Origin of the sequence: Mycobacterium yunnanensis, assembly GCF_025823185.1 — a bacterium.
Taxonomy (GTDB): Bacteria; Actinomycetota; Actinomycetes; order Mycobacteriales; family Mycobacteriaceae; genus Mycobacterium; species Mycobacterium yunnanensis.
In genome coordinates this window covers 722,054-739,669 of record NZ_JACKVK010000008.1, presented here as the reverse complement: position 1 = coordinate 739,669, position 17,616 = coordinate 722,054, and the positions used below count along the sequence as shown (strand labels likewise).

The 17,616-nt window shown below is 67.2% G+C and carries 18 protein-coding genes; 11 read left to right on the top strand and 7 right to left on the bottom strand.

The genetic code is table 11. From position 1 onward, the window contains the following. Positions 1-18: 18 nt before the first annotated feature. A complete protein-coding gene (locus tag H7K45_RS31505) occupies positions 19-1,440 on the bottom strand; it encodes an alpha/beta fold hydrolase (RefSeq protein ID WP_263996317.1) in 1,422 nt (473 codons plus the stop codon). 85 nt (positions 1,441-1,525) lie between these two features. Here H7K45_RS31505 and H7K45_RS13530 point away from each other — a divergent pair, with 85 nt between their 5' ends. After that, a complete protein-coding gene (locus H7K45_RS13530; protein WP_263996316.1) occupies positions 1,526-1,774 on the top strand; it encodes a hypothetical protein in 249 nt (82 codons plus the stop codon). 54 nt (positions 1,775-1,828) lie between these two features. Here H7K45_RS13530 and H7K45_RS13525 read toward each other — a convergent pair whose 3' ends face one another. The 4 genes from H7K45_RS13525 to rplJ form a co-directional block, all read right to left on the bottom strand. Next, on the bottom strand, positions 1,829-2,578 hold the full coding sequence (locus H7K45_RS13525; protein ID WP_263996315.1) for a methyltransferase domain-containing protein: 750 nt from the start codon (positions 2,576-2,578) through the stop codon (positions 1,829-1,831). Further along, entirely contained in the window at positions 2,575-3,648 is a 1,074-nt protein-coding gene (locus tag H7K45_RS13520; protein WP_263996314.1) for an ABC transporter ATP-binding protein, read from the bottom strand. Before H7K45_RS13520 ends, H7K45_RS13525 begins: the two co-directional genes overlap by 4 nt. Before the next feature lie 207 nt (positions 3,649-3,855). Continuing rightward, positions 3,856-4,242 carry a 50S ribosomal protein L7/L12 gene (gene rplL, locus H7K45_RS13515; RefSeq protein ID WP_263996313.1) on the bottom strand — a complete coding sequence of 129 codons (387 nt, stop codon included), beginning with the start codon at positions 4,240-4,242 and terminating at the stop codon, positions 3,856-3,858. A gap of 45 nt (positions 4,243-4,287) precedes the next feature. Continuing rightward, positions 4,288-4,878, bottom strand: a complete 591-nt coding sequence (gene rplJ, locus H7K45_RS13510) for a 50S ribosomal protein L10 (protein ID WP_263996312.1) — start codon at positions 4,876-4,878, stop codon at positions 4,288-4,290. A gap of 151 nt (positions 4,879-5,029) precedes the next feature. Here rplJ and H7K45_RS13505 point away from each other — a divergent pair, with 151 nt between their 5' ends. Then, positions 5,030-5,824: a hypothetical protein gene (locus H7K45_RS13505; RefSeq protein WP_263996311.1), complete on the top strand. Its 795-nt coding sequence runs from the start codon at positions 5,030-5,032 to the stop codon at positions 5,822-5,824. Here the strand turns inward: H7K45_RS13505 and H7K45_RS13500 are convergent, their stop codons facing one another. Beyond that, positions 5,825-7,462 (bottom strand): glycoside hydrolase family 13 protein, encoded by a 1,638-nt coding sequence (locus H7K45_RS13500; RefSeq protein WP_263996310.1) that lies wholly within the window; start codon positions 7,460-7,462, stop codon positions 5,825-5,827. It abuts the gene before it with no gap. A gap of 224 nt (positions 7,463-7,686) precedes the next feature. On the opposite strand from H7K45_RS13500, the gene H7K45_RS13495 reads away from it, so the two are divergent. The 7 genes from H7K45_RS13495 (at position 7,687) to H7K45_RS13465 (ending at position 14,737) form a co-directional block, all read left to right on the top strand. Further along, positions 7,687-8,997 (top strand): extracellular solute-binding protein, encoded by a 1,311-nt coding sequence (locus H7K45_RS13495; protein WP_263996309.1) that lies wholly within the window; start codon positions 7,687-7,689, stop codon positions 8,995-8,997. Further along, positions 8,994-9,929, top strand: a complete 936-nt coding sequence (locus tag H7K45_RS13490) for a carbohydrate ABC transporter permease (protein WP_263996308.1) — start codon at positions 8,994-8,996, stop codon at positions 9,927-9,929. The genes H7K45_RS13495 and H7K45_RS13490 overlap by 4 nt, the downstream gene beginning before the upstream one ends. Then, the gene (locus H7K45_RS13485; RefSeq protein ID WP_263996307.1) at positions 9,926-10,759 is read left to right on the top strand and encodes a carbohydrate ABC transporter permease; all 834 of its coding nucleotides are present in this window, start codon (positions 9,926-9,928) and stop codon (positions 10,757-10,759) included. Before H7K45_RS13490 ends, H7K45_RS13485 begins: the two co-directional genes overlap by 4 nt. Positions 10,760-10,761: 2 nt before the next feature. Then, a complete protein-coding gene (locus H7K45_RS13480; RefSeq protein WP_263996306.1) occupies positions 10,762-11,967 on the top strand; it encodes an ABC transporter ATP-binding protein in 1,206 nt (401 codons plus the stop codon). A 6-nt stretch (positions 11,968-11,973) separates the two neighbouring features. Next, the gene (locus H7K45_RS13475) at positions 11,974-13,239 is read left to right on the top strand and encodes a DUF4032 domain-containing protein (RefSeq protein ID WP_263996305.1); all 1,266 of its coding nucleotides are present in this window, start codon (positions 11,974-11,976) and stop codon (positions 13,237-13,239) included. Positions 13,240-13,342: 103 nt separating this feature from the next. Then, positions 13,343-14,530, top strand: coding sequence for a cytochrome P450 (locus tag H7K45_RS13470; protein WP_263996304.1), 1,188 nt, complete (start codon positions 13,343-13,345; stop codon positions 14,528-14,530). Between the two features lie 12 nt (positions 14,531-14,542). Beyond that, positions 14,543-14,737 carry a ferredoxin gene (locus H7K45_RS13465; protein WP_263996303.1) on the top strand — a complete coding sequence of 65 codons (195 nt, stop codon included), beginning with the start codon at positions 14,543-14,545 and terminating at the stop codon, positions 14,735-14,737. 5 nt (positions 14,738-14,742) lie between these two features. Here the strand turns inward: H7K45_RS13465 and H7K45_RS13460 are convergent, their stop codons facing one another. Next, positions 14,743-15,405 (bottom strand): TetR/AcrR family transcriptional regulator, encoded by a 663-nt coding sequence (locus tag H7K45_RS13460; RefSeq protein ID WP_263996302.1) that lies wholly within the window; start codon positions 15,403-15,405, stop codon positions 14,743-14,745. A gap of 135 nt (positions 15,406-15,540) precedes the next feature. Between H7K45_RS13460 and H7K45_RS13455 the strand changes: the two genes are divergently transcribed. Continuing rightward, on the top strand, positions 15,541-16,662 hold the full coding sequence (locus tag H7K45_RS13455) for a VOC family protein (protein ID WP_263996301.1): 1,122 nt from the start codon (positions 15,541-15,543) through the stop codon (positions 16,660-16,662). Then, positions 16,659-17,594: a fumarylacetoacetate hydrolase family protein gene (locus H7K45_RS13450; RefSeq protein ID WP_263996300.1), complete on the top strand. Its 936-nt coding sequence runs from the start codon at positions 16,659-16,661 to the stop codon at positions 17,592-17,594. Before H7K45_RS13455 ends, H7K45_RS13450 begins: the two co-directional genes overlap by 4 nt. The last annotated feature ends 22 nt before the right edge of the window (positions 17,595-17,616 follow it).

Genomic DNA, 17,616 nt, shown 5'->3' with positions numbered 1-17,616 from the left:
CGCCTTTCCGTCAAGAGTTCACACGCGGATTGTGGAGGAAAGTTCACGGGCACCCGCAGGCTGTGAAGTCACCGCGATCCGTCCATCTACGCCCTTCACCGACGCCCGATCTAGCAACTCCGGGCGCCGCCCGAGCACGATGCCGACCGCCGGCCCGAGTACGAGGTACTGATCGGGGTCCCCGTAGATGCCGGACTTGCCGTCATTCGGCCCGAGACCGGCGTAGACGTCGTTGATCCAGCCGGTGGCGAGCGTGTAGACGGCCTGGGTGTTTCCCGGCGGGGACGGCTTGATGAAGAGCTGGCTGAAGAAGTCGACGATCGGCGAGCCACCGATCAAGGAGTCGACGTGCGAGCCGTTGGCCAGGACCACGCCGACGAACTGACCGGGCTGCTGCGCGGACACCAGGTCGTCGGTGGTCTGCCCGTTGGCGTTCCACGGCTGCGGGGGTGCCGCGATCTGATAGATCGGAATGCCCCGACCGTCGAGGCTCGTCACCGCTGCGGCGAACGTGCCGTTGGACGACACACCGTCGTACATCACCACGCCGAGCAGGTCGTCGTCCTCGGGCTTGACCGCGTCCGCATAGAAGCCCCCCGCCGCCGCGGCCAGTCCCCCACCGGCCGAGTGCCCGGTCAGAATGAACTTGCCCGGCAGCGCGCCGTGGTACCCCGCGGCCTCGGCGCTGGCGGTGAGGGCTGTGCGGTTCGGGTCGATGAAGAGGTCGGCGACTCCCTGCTGCATCGCCGGGCTGCTCAGCGTGCAGCCGGCGCAGGTGAAGAAGCCGAAGGACGGGATGTTGGGGACGACGACGACACTGTTGGTGCGCTGAGCGAGGTCCTGGGCCAGCGCGGAGTACCAGGACTTCGACCCGAGGAAGCCGTGCTGCAGCAGCATGACTCCCTGGGCCCGCACGGTGCCGTCGGCCTGGGTCGGGAAGTACCAGTCGACCGCGCCGGTGTACGTGCCGGTGCCGACCGGGATCGACAGGTTGGAGCTGCCGACCTTGACCCCGGTCACCCCGTTGACGTTCGAGGTGCCGGGTGTCGGCGTCGACGGAATGCCGGTGACGTCGACGGGAACGGGCGCGACGGGGGGAAGCAGGCCGAAGGCCGACAGCAGACTGATCACCACGGTGGCGATGGGGCCGGGCTGGGGCCGCGGGGCGACGGGAGCGGCCAGACTGGTCACGGCCGCGACGTCCTTGGCGACGGTGACAGTAGCGGACGGGTCGTTGGCCACAGCGTTCCTCGGCGCCGCATTGCTCTTCGGGGCCGTGGCGTTCTTCGGGGCCGCGGGCTCGGGTTCGTCGACGGCCTTCACGGACTCGCCCTTCGCTGGCTCGGCGTCCGTGACGGACTCCACGACCTCGGCCGGCTCTGGATCGGGCGCCGTGACGGCGGGGATGGCCTTGGGCGTCTCGTCCGCGTGAACGGTCACCGTCGATGCACTCACCGTGCTCGTCGGCGCGCCACCATCCTTGGCCGGAGTCGAATTAGGGCTCGCCGCAACGCCTTTGGACACAGTGGATGCCTCGCTGTCGTCGACCGCGGCCGTCGTCGCCTCGGCACCCGAAGCGGACTGCTCACTCGACGACGTGCCCGATGAAGCCCCCGACGCCGACGCGGAGGACGACGATTCAGAGCCGCCGCCCGCAGAATCCGAGTCGGCGGCGGCCGCGACGCCGTGGCTCGCACTGAGCGCGATCCCCACCCCCGCGGCTACGACCCATACCCCTCGCAACCAGCGATTCGTTCCCACCGACGGAATGTAACCGACCGCCCCGACATTCGACCGAAAAAACATCGCCGGCGTCAGATTCCGCCGATCATCGGTCGTCCGGACGCCGCCCGCTCACGGTCTGCGAGACGGCCGACACGTCGCGGGTCACCTCGACCAGTCCCGCCTGGCGCAGGACACCGGTCACGTCGTCGACGTCGAAGAGTCGCACCGGCGCCCATCGTGACGCGGTGACGCCGACTCGCCGCACCGGCGCCGGTCCCCTGGCGCAGGTGGTGAGCACGGCGATGCGGCCGCCGGGCGCAAGCAAGCGGACCATCTCTTGCAGTGCGCCGAACGGATCATCCATCAGGTAGAGAGCGCCGTAGCAACTGATCGCGTCGAACGTTCCGTCGGCGAACGGCAGGTCGACGGCGTCGGCCCGCACGTAACCCACGGGGCTGTCCGGTGCCGTGTCGCGAACGGCCTGGGCGAGCATCGTCGCCGAACTGTCCACCCCGACCACGAGCCCGTCGAGCCCGACGACGTCGACCAGGGTGCGGGTGGTGTTTCCCGGTCCGCAGGCGACGTCGAGGACGGTGTCACCCGGCCGCACGTCGAGCAGCCGCAGCTTGCGTCGGTCCTCCTGCGCGGTGTTGCGGGCGGTGAAGCCCAAGAACAACACGGGACGCCAGAGCCGTTCGTAGATCAACGGCAGTACCGACGATCCCATCATGCGTTGGCCGGTCGTCTGCGGGACCAGCGCGTCGCCCATGACGTCCAGGTAGCCGTCGACCACGTCGGCAGAACGGTCGAGTAGGTCGCGGGTTCTCCGGCCGCCGGGACCGGGGAGCGTCACTCCTTCGAGACGGGGATCGAGGCCGTGGGGGCCTCTTCTTCGGTGCTGCGATTGCGCGTGGTGGCGTCGTCGCCGTTGTAGTTGTGGGCGTTGGTGCCGTCGAGGTCGGCGCGGATGGCTTCCTGCGCCGCTGGCGGCAGGGTGTGCATGATCTCGCGCACCCGCGCCTGACGACGACCGACGGCCTTGCGCTCGGGCATGCCGGGAGTCGCGTTCACCTGCGGCGGCACACCTTCGATCTCCTCGGTGCCACCGTCGTGGTGACCGGCGTCGATCATGGCCTGCTCCTCGGCCATCGTCGACTCGTCCTTCTCCTCGGACATGCCGATCGGCCCGATCCGGCGACCGTTGAGGAACTGCTTGACCACCGGCTCGTCGGAGGTCAGCAGCACCTCACGCGGGCCGAACATCACCAGATGCTTGCGGAAGAGCATGCCCATGTTGTCGGGCACCGTGCGGGCGATGTTGATGTTGTGCGTGACGATGAGGATGGTGCAGTCGATCTGGGCGTTGATGTCGATCAACAGCTGCGACAGGTACGCCGTACGCACGGGATCGAGGCCGGAGTCGGGCTCGTCGCAGAGGATGATCTGCGGGTCCAGCACCAGCGAGCGGGCCAGGCCGGCGCGCTTGCGCATACCGCCGGAGATCTCACCGGGGAACTTGCCCTCGTCGCCGGTCAGACCGACCAGGTCGAGCTTCTCCATCACGATCTGACGGATCTCGGATTCCTTCTTCTTCGTGTGCTCACGAAGCGGGAAGGCGGTGTTGTCGTACAGGCTCATCGAGCCGAACAGCGCGCCGTCCTGGAACATCACCCCGAACAGGGTGCGGATCTCGTAGAGCTCCTTGGCCGAGCACTCGATGATGTTGGTGCCGTCGACGATGATCTTGCCGCGCTCCGGACGCAGCAGACCGATCAGCGACTTTAGGAACACCGACTTGCCGGTACCGGACGGGCCCAGCAGCACGCTGACTTCACCTGCGGGCAGATCGAAGGTGACGTCCTCCCAAATTCGCTGGGGCCCGAAGGACTTCGTCAATCCCTCAACCTGAATACCGATGCCCACGCGCGACCCTTCCGCCAGTGCTTTTGCTCGCCAAACAGACATGCCCGCCTGTGGCTTGAGTCACTGTAGCGCACCGACTCTGGGCGCCCTCGGCTTTGCCGGCCTTTGGGTACACACTCCCACGGTGCCGACGTTTGCTCGAAGGGCCTCGGAGACGACGAAACCGCCCGGGATCGCGAGGATCCCGGGCGGTTTCTGCAGTCAGTACTACTTGACGGTGACGGTGGCGCCAGCGGCCTCGAGCTTGGCCTTGGCGTCGTCAGCCTGATCCTTGTTGACCTTCTCGAGCAGCGGCTTGGGGGCGCCGTCGACGAGGTCCTTGGCCTCCTTGAGGCCCAGGCCCGAGACGATCTCACGGACGACCTTGATGACGCCGATCTTCTTCTCGCCGGCACCCTCGAGGATGACGTCGAATTCGGACTGCTCCTCGGCAGCCTCGGCCGGGGCGGCTGCGCCGGGGGCGGCGGCAACGGCGACGGGAGCGGCGGCGGTGACGTCGAAGGTCTCCTCGAAGGCCTTGACGAACTCCGAGAGCTCCAACAGGGTCAGTTCCTTGAACGCGTCGAGCAGGTCTTCAGTGCTGAGCTTGGCCATGGTGTGGTCCTTCCTAGATTTCTTGCGTGGTTCTGTGGGTGGTGGTTATTCGGCGTCTGCCGGTGCTTCTGCTGCTGCGTCGTCCGCGGCCTCGGCGGCGGGAGCGGCGGGGGCACCTTCGGTGGCCTCCCTCTTCTCCTGCAGCGCGAAGACGAGACGGGCGACCTGCGACGCCGGGGCAGCGAAGAGCGCCGCGGCCTGGCTGGTCTTGGCCTTCATCGCGCCGGCCAGCTTGGCCAGCAGCACCTCGCGCGACTCGAGGTCCGCGATGCGGTTGACCTCGTCCACGGACAGCGCCTTGCCGTCCATGTAGCCGCCCTTGATGATCAGGGCCTTGTTGTCCTTGGCGAACGTCTTGATTGCCTTGGCGGCATCGACGGGCTCACCCTTGATGAACGCGATGGCGGTCGGGCCGGTGAACAGATCGTCGAGACCGGTTACACCTGCCTCAGACGCCGCGCGCTTGACCAGGGTGTTCTTGGCGACCGAGTAGGTCGCGCCGTTTCCGAGCGACTTGCGCAGATTCGCAAGGTTGGCCACGGAAAGGCCGCGATACTCGGTGACGACCGTGGCGGTCGCCTCCTTGAACTGCTCGGCGATGTCGGCAACCGCGGTGGCCTTTTCTGCTTTGGCCATGCATGCCTCCTATCTCAGTTGGGTTCGGTCAAACTAGGGAAGACCCCAGAAACGACGAACGCCCCGGGCGCAGTGCGGCCGGGGCGTGGAGATCCGTTGACGCTAGCCAACGATGGTGCCTCGTCCTCCTGCGTGGGCCGCCCGGATCCTGATGAGCCGCTTGCGCGAAGAACAACAGGCGTTGCCGGGACCTTCAACCGATTACTCGGTGACCGACGGTCTTCGGTGGAACGTGTCGAAGAATACCGCGCCCCTTGCCGATCAGCCAAAACGCCGGCCGCCGCCGGGTATGTGGCGACTCAAGATCGGCGTTCGGCGACGCCCCGAACCTGGGCAAACGCTGGGAACACGGCCCGCCAGCTACTCACAGCTCACGCACGGATTTGTCGAATCCCACGATGCTGGCTCGTCCAGATTCGACGTTCGATCGCGTTTTTCGCTGGTAACACGTAATACTTTCCGCATTGCAGTTGTGGTCGGGGGCTGTAATCATTGGTTCACTGATTGGGGGATCGGCAAACACATGAACAGTTTCAGGGGCCGTCGTCGCGAGGCGAACACGGAAGTCCGCTCGTCGTCTCGAACCAGCCCGGAGCTGGATCGTCTGGTCGATGCGCAGGCCACGCTCGACGCCGCGAGGCGCAATGCCAAGTGGAAGCGCGAGTGCAAGAACCTGCAATCCGCGTCGCACGCCGTGCAGGTGGCGGCGCTGGCAGCACACGACGCGGGGATCAGTTGGGCCGAGATCGGCGACGTTCTCGGCATCGAGCGCGCCATGCCCCAGCCGGGCGCAGTGACGGCCGCCCCTGAGCCGACACCGCTCCCGCCGGTGGCCCCCGTGGTCGAGACGGTCACCGAACTCGACGCGGTGCGCCACCGCAACCATCACGTCGTCACCGCCGCCCAGCATCTCTTCCCCGAACAGAGGCAGTGGGCCACCAGCTAGTCAGGAACCCGGGGCGCTCAGCCACGCCGTCGCGTCCGACGGCAGTGTGGTGGAGATGCCCGCCACCGACGCCAGCATCACCTCGGCCCCGACCGGCAGGTTCACCGGTGCAGTCCCGGTGTTGACCCAGCATTGAGCGTCACCCCGCCGAAACGCGGCCACCTCGGGCGCGGTCTCGATCCATTCCAGCTCCCCCGCGTCGACCCACGTCGCCGCCCGCACCGACAGCGCGCGGCGGTACAGGTTGAGCGTCGAATCCGGGTCGAGGTCTTGCGCGGCGGCCGTGCGCGACCCCCAGTTCGACGGCTGCGGCAGCCAGGTCGTGGCGCCGGTCGAGAATCCGTAGGGCGCAGCGTCACCCGACCACGGCAGCGGCACGCGGCAGCCGTCGCGACCGACGTCGGTGTGGCCGGACTGTTCCCAGATGGGGTCTTCGCGCACGTCGTTCGGCAGGTCCTCGACCTCCTCGAGGCCGAGCTCCTCGCCTTGGTAGACGTAGGCCGTCCCCGGCAGGGCCAGCTGCAGCAACGCGGCAGCCCGGGCACGGCGCAGTCCCGTCTCGTAGTCGGCGGGTTCCTCGGCCCAACGGGTGCGCTCCCAGTCGGTCTCGATGAGGTGGTCGGGTTGGGACCGCGCGTACCGGGTGACGGTGCGGGTGACGTCGTGGTTGGACAGCACCCAGGTTGGCGGGGCGCCGACGGAAGCCGCCTCGGTGACGGCGTCGTCGACGACGGTCCGCAGGATCTCCGCCCGCCACGGCGCACGGAGGAAGTCGAATTGGAACGCGGTCTGCAGCTCGTCCGGGCGCAGATAGCGAGCCAGCCGCTCGTTGTTGGGCACCCACGCCTCGGCGATGAAGATGCGCTCGGGGGCATAGCGGTTCGCGACCTTGCGCCATCCGCGGTAGATCTCGTGCACGCCGTCTTGGTCCCATGCGGGGTGAGACTCGTTGTGCTGAACCAACGTCGGTGCGGCGTCGTGGCCGGGGCCGCCGTCGGGCAACCCGTCGGCCTTCACCAACCCGTGGGCGACGTCGATGCGGAAGCCGTCGACGCCCTTGTCGAACCAGAACGCCAGGACGTCCTCGAATTCCGCGCGCACCTCCGGGTTCTCCCAGTTGAAGTCGGGTTGACCGGGCGCGAAAAGGTGCAGGTACCACTGGCCGTCGGGCAGCCTGGTCCAGGCGGGCCCGCCGAAGACGCTCTGCCAGTCGTTGGGCGGCTGTTCGCCGTCGGGGCCCCGCCCTGGGCGAAAGTGGTAGCGCTGGCGTGCCTTTGGATCACCCGCCAGGGCCGCGACGAACCACTGGTGGTGGTCCGAGCTGTGGTTGGGCACGATGTCGAGAAGCACCCGGATGCCGGCCTCGTGCGCCTCGGCGATCACCAGGTCGGCCTCGGCGAGCGTTCCGTACAGCGGCTCGATGTCGCGGTAGTCGGCGACGTCGTAGCCACCGTCGGCCAGCGGGGACGGGTACCAGGGGTTGATCCAGATCGCGTCGACGCCGAGCTGCGCCAGGTACGGCAGACGGTCGCGCAGACCGGCGATGTCGCCGACCCCGTCACCGCTTCCGTCGGCGAAGCTGCGGATGTAGACCTGGTAGACGACGGCGGTCTGCCACCAGGATTCGGCGGATGTCACGGCTCTCCTCGGATTGAGTGTCAAACGTCCGTCGGGGACTACCCGGTGGGTGGTCTGGTGATACCCCATACCGGCAGTCGGTCCGGAGTCTCACTTCTGCAACGGCTTTCGAGAGTCGGCGTCGACCATCGCCGTTCAGCATAGGCAACCTGCCCAAACCGCCTGTGAGGTGTGCCACACTCGTGTGCAGGTTGAGACGGCTGCTGCTCGACAGACGAGGATGCATGAAACGAATTCAGTTCGCCCATTCACCAATACGACGGGCAATCGCGCTGGCCAGCGCATCGATGGTCGCGGCAACCATGTTGTCCGGCTGTGGGAGTGAGGGTGGTCCCCCGACGCTGACGTGGTACATCCTGCCGGACAACGGCGGCTCGGCGGCACGCGCTCAGCAGTGCGCCGACGCCTCGGGTGGCGCCTATCGCGTGCGCATCGAATCGCTGCCCAGCACCGCCACCGCGCAGCGCGAGCAGATGGTGCGACGCCTGGCCGCCGGTGACAGCTCGATCGACGTCCTGAGCCTGGACGTGGTGTTCACCGCGGAGTTCTCCCACGCCGGCTTCCTGCGGCCGTACACCGCCGAGGAGACCGGCAAGCTCACCGCGGGGATGCTGCCCGCGCCGGTGAAGACGGGGATGTGGGAGGACAAACTCTACGGGGCGCCGTACAAGTCCAATGCCCAGCTGCTGTGGTATCGCAAGTCGCTGGCCGCCGCCGCAGGCGTGGACCCCACCAGTCCGACGTTCACCTGGGACGACATGCTGAAAGCCGCTGTGGGCCAGGGCAAGAAGATCTCCACCCAGGGTCAGCGCTACGAGGGCTACATGGTCTGGATCAACGCGTTGGTGCTCTCCGCCGGGGGGCAGGTGCTCCAGGACGTCGAGGCGGGTCGCAACGCCAAACCCACGCTGGCGAGCCCCGCCGGTGAGAAGGCCGCCGAGATCGTCGGCAACCTGGCGAGGTCCACCGCCGCGCCGGTCGACCTGTCCAACGCCGCCGAGGAGCAGGCCCGGGCGACGTTTCAGTCCGGGCAGGGCATGTTCATGCTGAACTGGCCCTACGTGCTGGCCGCCGCCCGCACCGCGGCCGAGGCGGGGACGCTGGACAAGGCCGTCGTCGACGACATCGGTTGGGCTCGCTACCCGCGGGTGTTCGCCGACCGTCCAAGCGCTCCCCCACTGGGCGGCGCCAATCTCGGGGTGGGCGCATATTCGAAGCACCCGGATCAGGCCGTCGCACTGGTCGAATGCATCAACGCCGAGCCGAAGGCCACCCAGTACATGCTCGACGAGAGTGAGGCCTCGCCGTACGCGGCGTCCTACGACGATCCGAAGGTCCGGGCCGAGTACGCCAACGCGGACCTGATCCGGGAGTCGATCGGCGAGGGCGGCCCCCGCCCGGTGACGCCGTACTACACCGACGTCGCGGGGGCGATCACCCAGACGTGGCACCCGCCGGCGTCGGTGACCGAGCAGACACCCAAGGAGTCAGATCAATTCGTCGCCGACGTACTGGCGGGAAGGCGGCTGCTGTGACCGCGGTCGAGGACAGGCCCGTCGAGAAGACGACGACCGGCAACAAGGTCACCAGTGAGCGGGTCCGTGGTGAGCGGCGCCTCGGCATCTACCTGACGCTGCCGTCGTACGTGGTGATGCTGCTGGTCACCGCCTACCCGCTCGGCTACGCACTGGTGTTGTCGCTGTACAACTTTCGGCTCACCGACCCGGAGGGGCGCACCTTCGTCGGGCTGAGCAACTTCGGTGTCATCCTCACCGACCCGGTGTGGTGGAACGACTTCGTGACGACGCTGGCGATCACCGTCGTCACGGTCGCGATCGAACTGGTACTGGGGTTCTGCTTCGCGTTCGTGATGCTGCGCATCATCCGGGGTCGCGGCCCGCTGCGCACCGCGATCCTGATTCCCTACGGCATCGTGACGGTGGTCTCGGCCTTCATCTGGCGCTACGCCTTCGCCACCGACTCCGGCTTCGTCAACCAGTGGCTGAACCTCACCGACTTCGACTGGTTCGGCAATCGGTGGTCGGCGATCTTCGTCATCTGCCTGTCGGAGATCTGGAAGACGACGCCGTTCATCTCGCTGCTGTTGCTGGCCGGGCTGGTGCAGGTGCCCGAGGACATGCAGGAGGCCGCCAAGGTCGACGGGGCGACGGCGTGGCAGCGGCTGTGGAAGATCACGTTGCCGAACATGAAGGCCGCCATCATGGTGGCCCTGCTGTTCCGCACGCTGGACGCGTGGCGCATCTTCGACAACCCGTACGTCATGACGGCCGGCGCCAACAACACCGAGACCATCTCGTTCCTGGCCTATCGGCAGAACGTGACATTGGTCAATCTCGGTATGGGGTCGGCGATCTCGGTGCTGTTGTTCATCACCGTCGTCGCCATCGCATGGATCTTCATCAAGGTGTTCAAGACCGATCTCTCGCAAGTCAGGGGTGACCAGTGAGCAGCGCCAAGAGCGCCCGGTGGTGGACCGTCGCCGGCATCGTGATCGTGCTCTACAGCTTCGTGCCGCTGCTGTGGATGATCAGTCTGGCCTTCAAGCCGCCCTCGGACATCGTGTCGGGCACACCGCAATTCCTGCCGAGCACGTTCACCCTGGACAACTTTGCGCAGATCTTCGCCAACCCGCTGTTCACCCGGGCGCTGATCAACTCGATCGGCATCGCCGTGATCGCCACCCTGATCTCGGTGGTGATCGCGATGTTCGCGGCGTATGCGATTGCGCGGCTGGAGTTTCCCGGCAAGAAGGTGCTGTTGTCGCTGGCGCTTGGCATCGCGATGTTCCCGCAGGCGGCGCTGGTCGGCCCGTTGTTCGACATGTGGCGCGGACTGGGCATCTACGACACCTGGCTGGGGTTGATCATCCCGTACCTGACCTTCGCATTGCCGCTGTCGATTTGGACGATGTCGGCGTTCTTCCGGCAGATTCCGTGGGAGATGGAGCATGCCGCTCAAGTCGACGGCGCCACCGCATGGCAGGCGTTCCGCAAGGTGATCGTGCCGCTCGCGGCGCCCGGGGTGTTCACCACCGCGATCCTGACGTTCTTCTTCTGCTGGAACGACTTCCTGTTCGCCATCTCCTTGACCTCTACCGACAGCGCCCGCACCGTTCCGGCGGCATTGGCGTTCTTCCAGGGCGCCTCGTACTTCGAGTCACCGGTGCCCTACATCATGGCGGCGTCGGTGATCGTCACGATCCCCGTCGTCATCCTCGTCCTCGTCTTTCAGCGCCGCATCGTCGCCGGCCTCACCTCCGGCGCAGTGAAGGGATAACCATGGCATCGATCACCATGCGCAACATCGTGAAGAAGTACGGCGACGGCTTTCCGGCCGTCAACGACGTCAGCATCGAGGTCGCCGACGGCGAGTTCATGATCTTGGTCGGCCCGTCGGGCTGCGGGAAGTCCACGCTGCTGCGGATGATCGTCGGCTTGGAGGACATCACCTCCGGGGACATGATCATCGGCGACACCCGCGTCAACGACAAGGCGCCGCGTGAACGCAACCTGGCCATGGTCTTCCAGAACTACGCGCTCTACCCGCACCTCACGGTGTTCGAGAACATCGCCTTTCCGCTTCGGTTGTCGAGCAAGCACTCCGAGGAGGAGATTCGCACACTGGTCTCCGAGGCCGCGTCGACCCTGGAACTCGGCGAGCACCTGGACCGCAAGCCCGCCAACCTGTCCGGCGGTCAGCGCCAGCGGGTGGCGATGGGCCGCGCGATCGTGCGACAGGCCGACGCGTTCCTGTTCGACGAGCCGCTGAGCAATCTCGACGCCAAGCTGCGTGGGCAGATGCGCACGGAAATCCTGCGCCTGCAGCGTCGATTGGGTGTCACCACCGTGTACGTCACCCACGACCAGACCGAGGCCATGACACTCGGCGATCGCGTGGCGGTGTTGAAGAAGGGTGTCCTGCAACAGATCGCCAGCCCCAGGGAGCTCTACGACCAGCCGGTCAACCTGTTCGTGGCCGGGTTCATCGGGTCTCCCCCGATGAACTTCGTGCCCGCGCGTATCTCCGGTGACACCGTCGAGCTGCCCTTCGTCAGCATCCCGCTGCGCGACGAATGGCGCGGCGCCGTCACCGACGGGAAGATCTACATCGCCGGCATTCGTCCGGGTGCGTTCGAGGACGCGGAATTCGTCGACGCGGGCAAGAAGTCGCGCGGTGTCACCTTCGACGTCACCATCGACGTGACGGAATGGCTGGGCAACGAGCAGTACGCGTTCGTGCCGTTCGAGGCGCCTGCCGAAATCGTCTCGCAGCTGGCCGAACTCGCGAGCGAGCTGGACAGCGAACAGATGCGCACGCAGATCTGCGTCGAGCTGGACCCGTTGAGTCGGGTGCGCAACGGCGACGAGGCGACGCTGTGGCTCGACGCCGAGCGGATCCACCTGTTCGACCCCGCCACGGGTGACAACCTGACCCGGGTCGAGGCCACCGAGGACGCATCCGGGCGTCACGCCGCCGCCAGGTAGGACGACGTGGCCGCGCCGGAGTTGCGGTTGCGGACCCCGTCCCCCGGCCTGCTGGGCCTTCCGTGGGAACGCCCGCTCGCCGAGTGGACCGCCGACCAGGTGCCGTTGCGCGACATGGCAGTTGGCCCGAGCCGGCACCTGGTGAAGTTCGTCGAGTGCGACGGTGCGCTGTGGGCGCTCAAGGAGCTGCCACCGCGCATCGCGGTCCGTGAGTACGACGCGTTGGGCCGCATCGAGGAGTTGCATCTCAACGCGGTGCGCCGAGCAGGCCTGGTCCACCAGCCCGACTTCGACACCGCCATCCTGCTGACCCGGTATCTGCAGGGGTCGTGGCAGTATCGCCGGCTGTTCCTCCGGCTGCCGCCCGACGCGCCCAAACAGCGGTCCCGGCTGCTCGACGGAATGGCCTCGCTGCTGGTGGAACTGCACCGGCGCGGCGTGTTCTGGGGTGACTGCTCGCTGGCCAACACGCTCTTCTCGCGAGACGGTCAGGTGCTGCAGGCGTCGTTGGTCGACGCGGAGACCAGCGAGGTGCACTCGCATCTGTCGAATGGCCAGCGAGAACTCGACGTCGACGTGATGGTCGAGAACGTCGCGGCCGGGTTGATGGACATCGCGGCCCGCATCGACGGCGGGCCCACGTTGCGCGATCAACTCATTGGGGAGGCGCTGAGCCTGCGACTGCGCTACGAGGGACTGTGGACGCTGCTGCACGACGAACCCGTGCTCGGGTACGCCGACCGGCACCGGGTGGAGAGTCGCATTCGCAAACTCAACGACATGGGCTTCGCCGTCGACGAAGTGTCACTGAGCCATGCCGAGGCGAACACGGACGAATTGCGGCTGAAAGTTGCGGTGGGAGATCGCAATTACCACGCCACGCAGTTGCGGGAGCTGGCCGGCATCGACGTGGGCGAGGGTCAGGCGACCCACCTGCTCGGCGATCTGCACGCCTACCAGGCCCAGTTGTGCAGCGAGGCCGGCCATGACGTCGACCTTCCGACGGCCGCCCAACTGTGGGTGATGGAGCTCGTCCGACCGACGATGGCTCGAGCGCACGCGGCCGTCGGGCGACGGGGCACGGCGATTCAGGCGTACTGCGATCTGCTGGAGGTCCGCTGGCTGCTCTCCGAGCGGGCTGGCCGCGACGTCGGCACGGAGCGGGCGTTGGTTGCCTTGGCCGAGGCAGTCGTGCCGGCCGATTCGGCCGCTCAGCTGATGGTGGTGGAGATTCCGACCGAGCCGTTCTCGGTGCTCGACGACGGGGAATGAACACCGCGGCCACTGCTGCCAGATTTAGTCATACTTGACGATATCGTCACTCTTTGGTTTGGTGGGTGTCACCCGCACCAGCCGACCAAGGGAGGGACGTCTGATGGGCAACGCCGCCCACGCCCCGGTGTACCGCCGGGACATGTTCTCTCGCAGTGGTATTCGCGACCCCTACCCGCACTACGCCCGGATGCGCGAGCTGGGACCGGTGGTGTGGTTGAGCCGCCAGCGGGTCTATGCGCTGCCGCGCTACACGGAGTGCAAGGCGGTGTTGCGTGACGACGTCACCTTTGCTTCCGGCCACGGAGTCGCGCTCAACCCGGTGACCAACCGGATGTCGCGAGGAACCACCCTCAACAGCGACGGCACCGACCACGAGCGGCGCCGCAAGCTGCTCGCCCACCGGCTCACCCCCAAGGCATTGCGCTCGATGAGCGACACCGTCGAATCGAAGGCCCGTACCGTCGTCGAGGCCGCGGTGACCCGCCGCCACGTCGACGGTGTGCGCGACCTCGCCATGGCACTGCCCATGGCGGTCGTGCCAGACCTGGTCGGATGGCCCGAGGACGGGCGGGAGCACCTGCTCGCCTGGGCCGGGGCGACGTTCGACTCGCTGGGCCCCCTGAATCGTCAGTGGCTGCGCACGACGCCGGCCGCCATCTCGATGCTGCGCTTCTCCCGACGCGTGGTTCGCGACCGCAGCGTGCTCGCCGGGAGCATGGGAGAGGACGTGCTGCGCGCCGCCGACGCTGGGACACTTCCCCAGTCGGAGTGCTCGGCGTTGATGATCGACTACCTCGCGCCCTCACTGGACACCACGATCAGTGCCATCAGCTCGGCGCTGCACCTCTTCGCCACCCACCCCGGTCAGTGGGACATGCTGCGCCAGGATCCGGCGTTGGTACCCAACGCCCTCAACGAGGTCGTGCGCCTGGAGTCTCCGCTGCGGGCGTTCTCCCGCAAGGCCGTCGCCGACGCCGACGTGGGCGGGGTGCGGCTTCCGCGGGGGTCGCGGGTACTCGTCGTCTACGCCTCCGCCAACCGCGACGAGCGCGAGTGGGACGATCCAGACACGTTCGACATCACTCGAGACGTCAACCGACACTTGGGGTTCGGCTATGGCGTCCACGGATGCGCCGGGCAGGGCCTGGCGCGCTTGGAATCTCAGGCGATCCTGCGCGAACTCGTCGCCCGGGTGAAGCGCATCGAGCTGACCGGCAAGCCCACCTGGGCGATCAACAACATCATCCACCGCTACCACCAGCTGCCGCTCGAGCTGGTACCCGCTTAGAAGGGACCCGTCATGAGAGTCATGGTCGACCACGACCGATGCGAGGGCCACGGCCTGTGCACCCAGGCCGCCCCGACGGTCTTCTCCTTCGACGACGACGGCGAACTGGTCAATGCCTTCGCCGGCGCCGACGTGCCCGACGAGCTGACCGACGCGGCGCGCGAGGCGGTCGACGTCTGCCCCGTCGCGGCCCTCCGCAGCGAGTAGTCGGGTCAGGCTGCCGGATGGGCCGGCGCGACGACGTCCAGATCGGGAAGGGGCCGCGCGCACACGTCGGCGGCGTCGGCCGCAGACATGCCGAACAGTCGGAGCACGTCCGCGGTGACGGCGTCGGCCGCCTCGGCGTCGTCGCGGTCGGGGTCATTGCTCAGCAGCGCGCCGAGCCCCATGATCGCTCCCCCGGCAATGGCGAGGGCCAGCTGCGGGTCCGCGACGCTGAAACGTCCTGCGGCGACGGCGGCCTCGATGTCGCGCAAGGCGCGGGGGGCAAGTCCACGATCGGATGTCAGCAGGGCAACGCCGTTGGCGAGGAGGATCTGACTTTCCCGAGGGCGACGGCGAAACAGCCGCCCGGTGAGGCGGAATCGGCAGCCAAAGGTCTCCGCCGGGTCCTCTATCTCGGCGGTCAAGACGTCCAGGAGCGCGCCGTGAGCGTCGAGCGCTTCACCCACTGCGGCGGCGAAGAGCTCTTCCTTGCTGTCGAAGTGGTTGTAGAACGATCCCATTCCGACGTCGGCGGCCTGGGTGATGTCGAGAACCGGCACGTTGAGCCTGCCGTCGGCGATGAAGCCCTGGGCCGCGGCGATGAGCGCCGATCGGGTGCGTTGCTTGCGCCGCTGCACCCGGCTGATGGCGGCGTCTTCCGACTCCTGCATCACTACCTCACCGTCGCGTCGGGGACGTCCGAATGTACCAGTTGAATCAGTCCTGACGATATCGTCAACACGCTTGACTGATCAATGCGTCGTATGTGACGATTTCCTCAGTTAAGAAAAGGAGCGGCGCGAATCATGGCCAACAGCCACAGCGATCTGCATAGCGAACAGGGTGCGGCGCGCGGCGAGCACCCCGGCCGCGCCGCGAATCCCACCATCAAGATTCGCGACATCGCGTGGCTCGAGTTCGAGAAGCCCGATTTGGTGCGAGCCGAGGCGTTCGCGCGCGCGTTCGGGTTTCAGACCGCCTTTCGCGGACCGGACGAACTTCGGCTGCGGGGCACCAATTCGGGCTCGCCGTGCGTCCTGCTGCGCCGCGGCGAGCGGTCACGGTTCACCGGAATCGCCTTCCGTGCCGAAGACGAGGCCGACGTGCGTCGTCTCGCCGCCAAGACCGGCGCGAGCGTGCAGCCCCTGCCCGATGACCTCGGCGGATTGCAGGTGAGCCTCGTCGATCCCAGCGGCATCCCGGTGCGTGTCGTCGCCGGAACCGATGATCTTCCCCAGTTGTCTTCGCAGACGCCTCTTCTCGTGAACGCCGGTCACGAGCTCGTGCGCGTCAACGCCACCCAGCGGGCTCCCCGCGCTCCGGCCAGGGTCCAGAGGCTCGGGCACGTCGTGCTGCAGTCCACCAAGTACGCCGCCGCCCTCGACTGGTACCTGGAGAACCTCGGGATGATCGTCAGCGACTTCCTGTTCTTCCCGGGCCAGCGCGCACGCGGGCCTGCCATGAGCTTCATCCGCTGCGACCGCGGCACCGAGCCGGCCGACCACCACACGCTGGCCATGGCGCTGGGCCCGGCCAACCGATACGTGCACTCGGCGTTTCAGGTCAGCGACCTCGACGCCCTGGCCGCCGGTGGCGAATACCTCGGCGAGCGTGGATATTTCCGTTCCTGGGGCATCGGCCGCCACATTCAGGGCAGCCAACTCTTCGACTACTGGCGTGATCCCGACGGGTTCCTCGTCGAACACTTCGCCGACGGCGACATGTTCGACGCCACACTCGAGCCCGGCTGGGCGCCGTTCACCGCCAGCGGACTGGCTCAGTGGGGCCCGCCGGTGAGCGGCGACTTCCTCGGTACCAGCCCGCGCGGGGCCCGCGAGGAAGCCCTGGCCATTCTCCGTGCGCTACCCCGGCGCAACGAATTCGACGTCCACCGCCTCATCGGCCTACTGAAAGTTGCCCGCTCATGAGCACGTCCGTCATCCGCACCCCTGACGCCTGGTGGGTCAGGAACGCCGACCGGGCCAATAGGATCGACACCGCCGCCGTGACCACCGGCGAACTTCTCGCCGACCGCGCGGCGATCGCGGCCGCCGCCTCCGGTGACTCCGTCGCCGTCGACGATCTGCACCTGCTCTCGCCGGTGACACGGCCGTGCCGTGTGGTGGCCCAGATGACCAACTTCGAATCCCACGTCAAGGATTCGGGCATGGACCCCAAGACGATTCCGCTGACCTTCTTCCGGAAGTCCTCGGCGTCGATCAGCGGACCGTTCGACGACATTGTGAAACCCTCACACGTCGGGCTCCTCGACTACGAGGTGGAGATCGGCTTGGTCATCGGCCGCGACATGCCGGTGGGCACCGCCGTCACCGACGCGAACCTCGCGGACTACGTCGCCGGCCTCGTCGTCACCAACGACGTCTCGGCACGCGACATCCAGCTTCCGCAAACCCAGTTCTACGAGGCGAAGTCCTACCCGACGTTCACCCCGGTCGGCCCCGAATTGGTACTCCTCGACGCCACCGAGCTGAGCCGATTCGGTGATCTACGCCTGACGCTGAGCGTCAGTGGCGACGAACGGCAGAACTCGACCGTGGAAGGCGACATGATCTTCCGACCGCTGGCGGCGTTGCAGTCGCTGACCCGCTTTCAAGACCTCAGTGCCGGTGACCTCGTGTTGACCGGCACTCCGTCGGGCACGGCGTTGAAGGCCCCGCCGAAGCCCATCGAGATGATCGGCGCGCTGCTGCCGCCCGCGGTGAAGTGGAAGACGTTCTTCAAGCGTCAAGCCGCCAATCCCAAGTATCTCCAGCACGGGGACGTCGTGGAGGCGACCGTCGCCACCGACGACGGCGCGATCGACCTGGGCGCCCAACGCATGACCGTTCGCAACGCGTGACGGGCTCGTGACCGAACCTCAC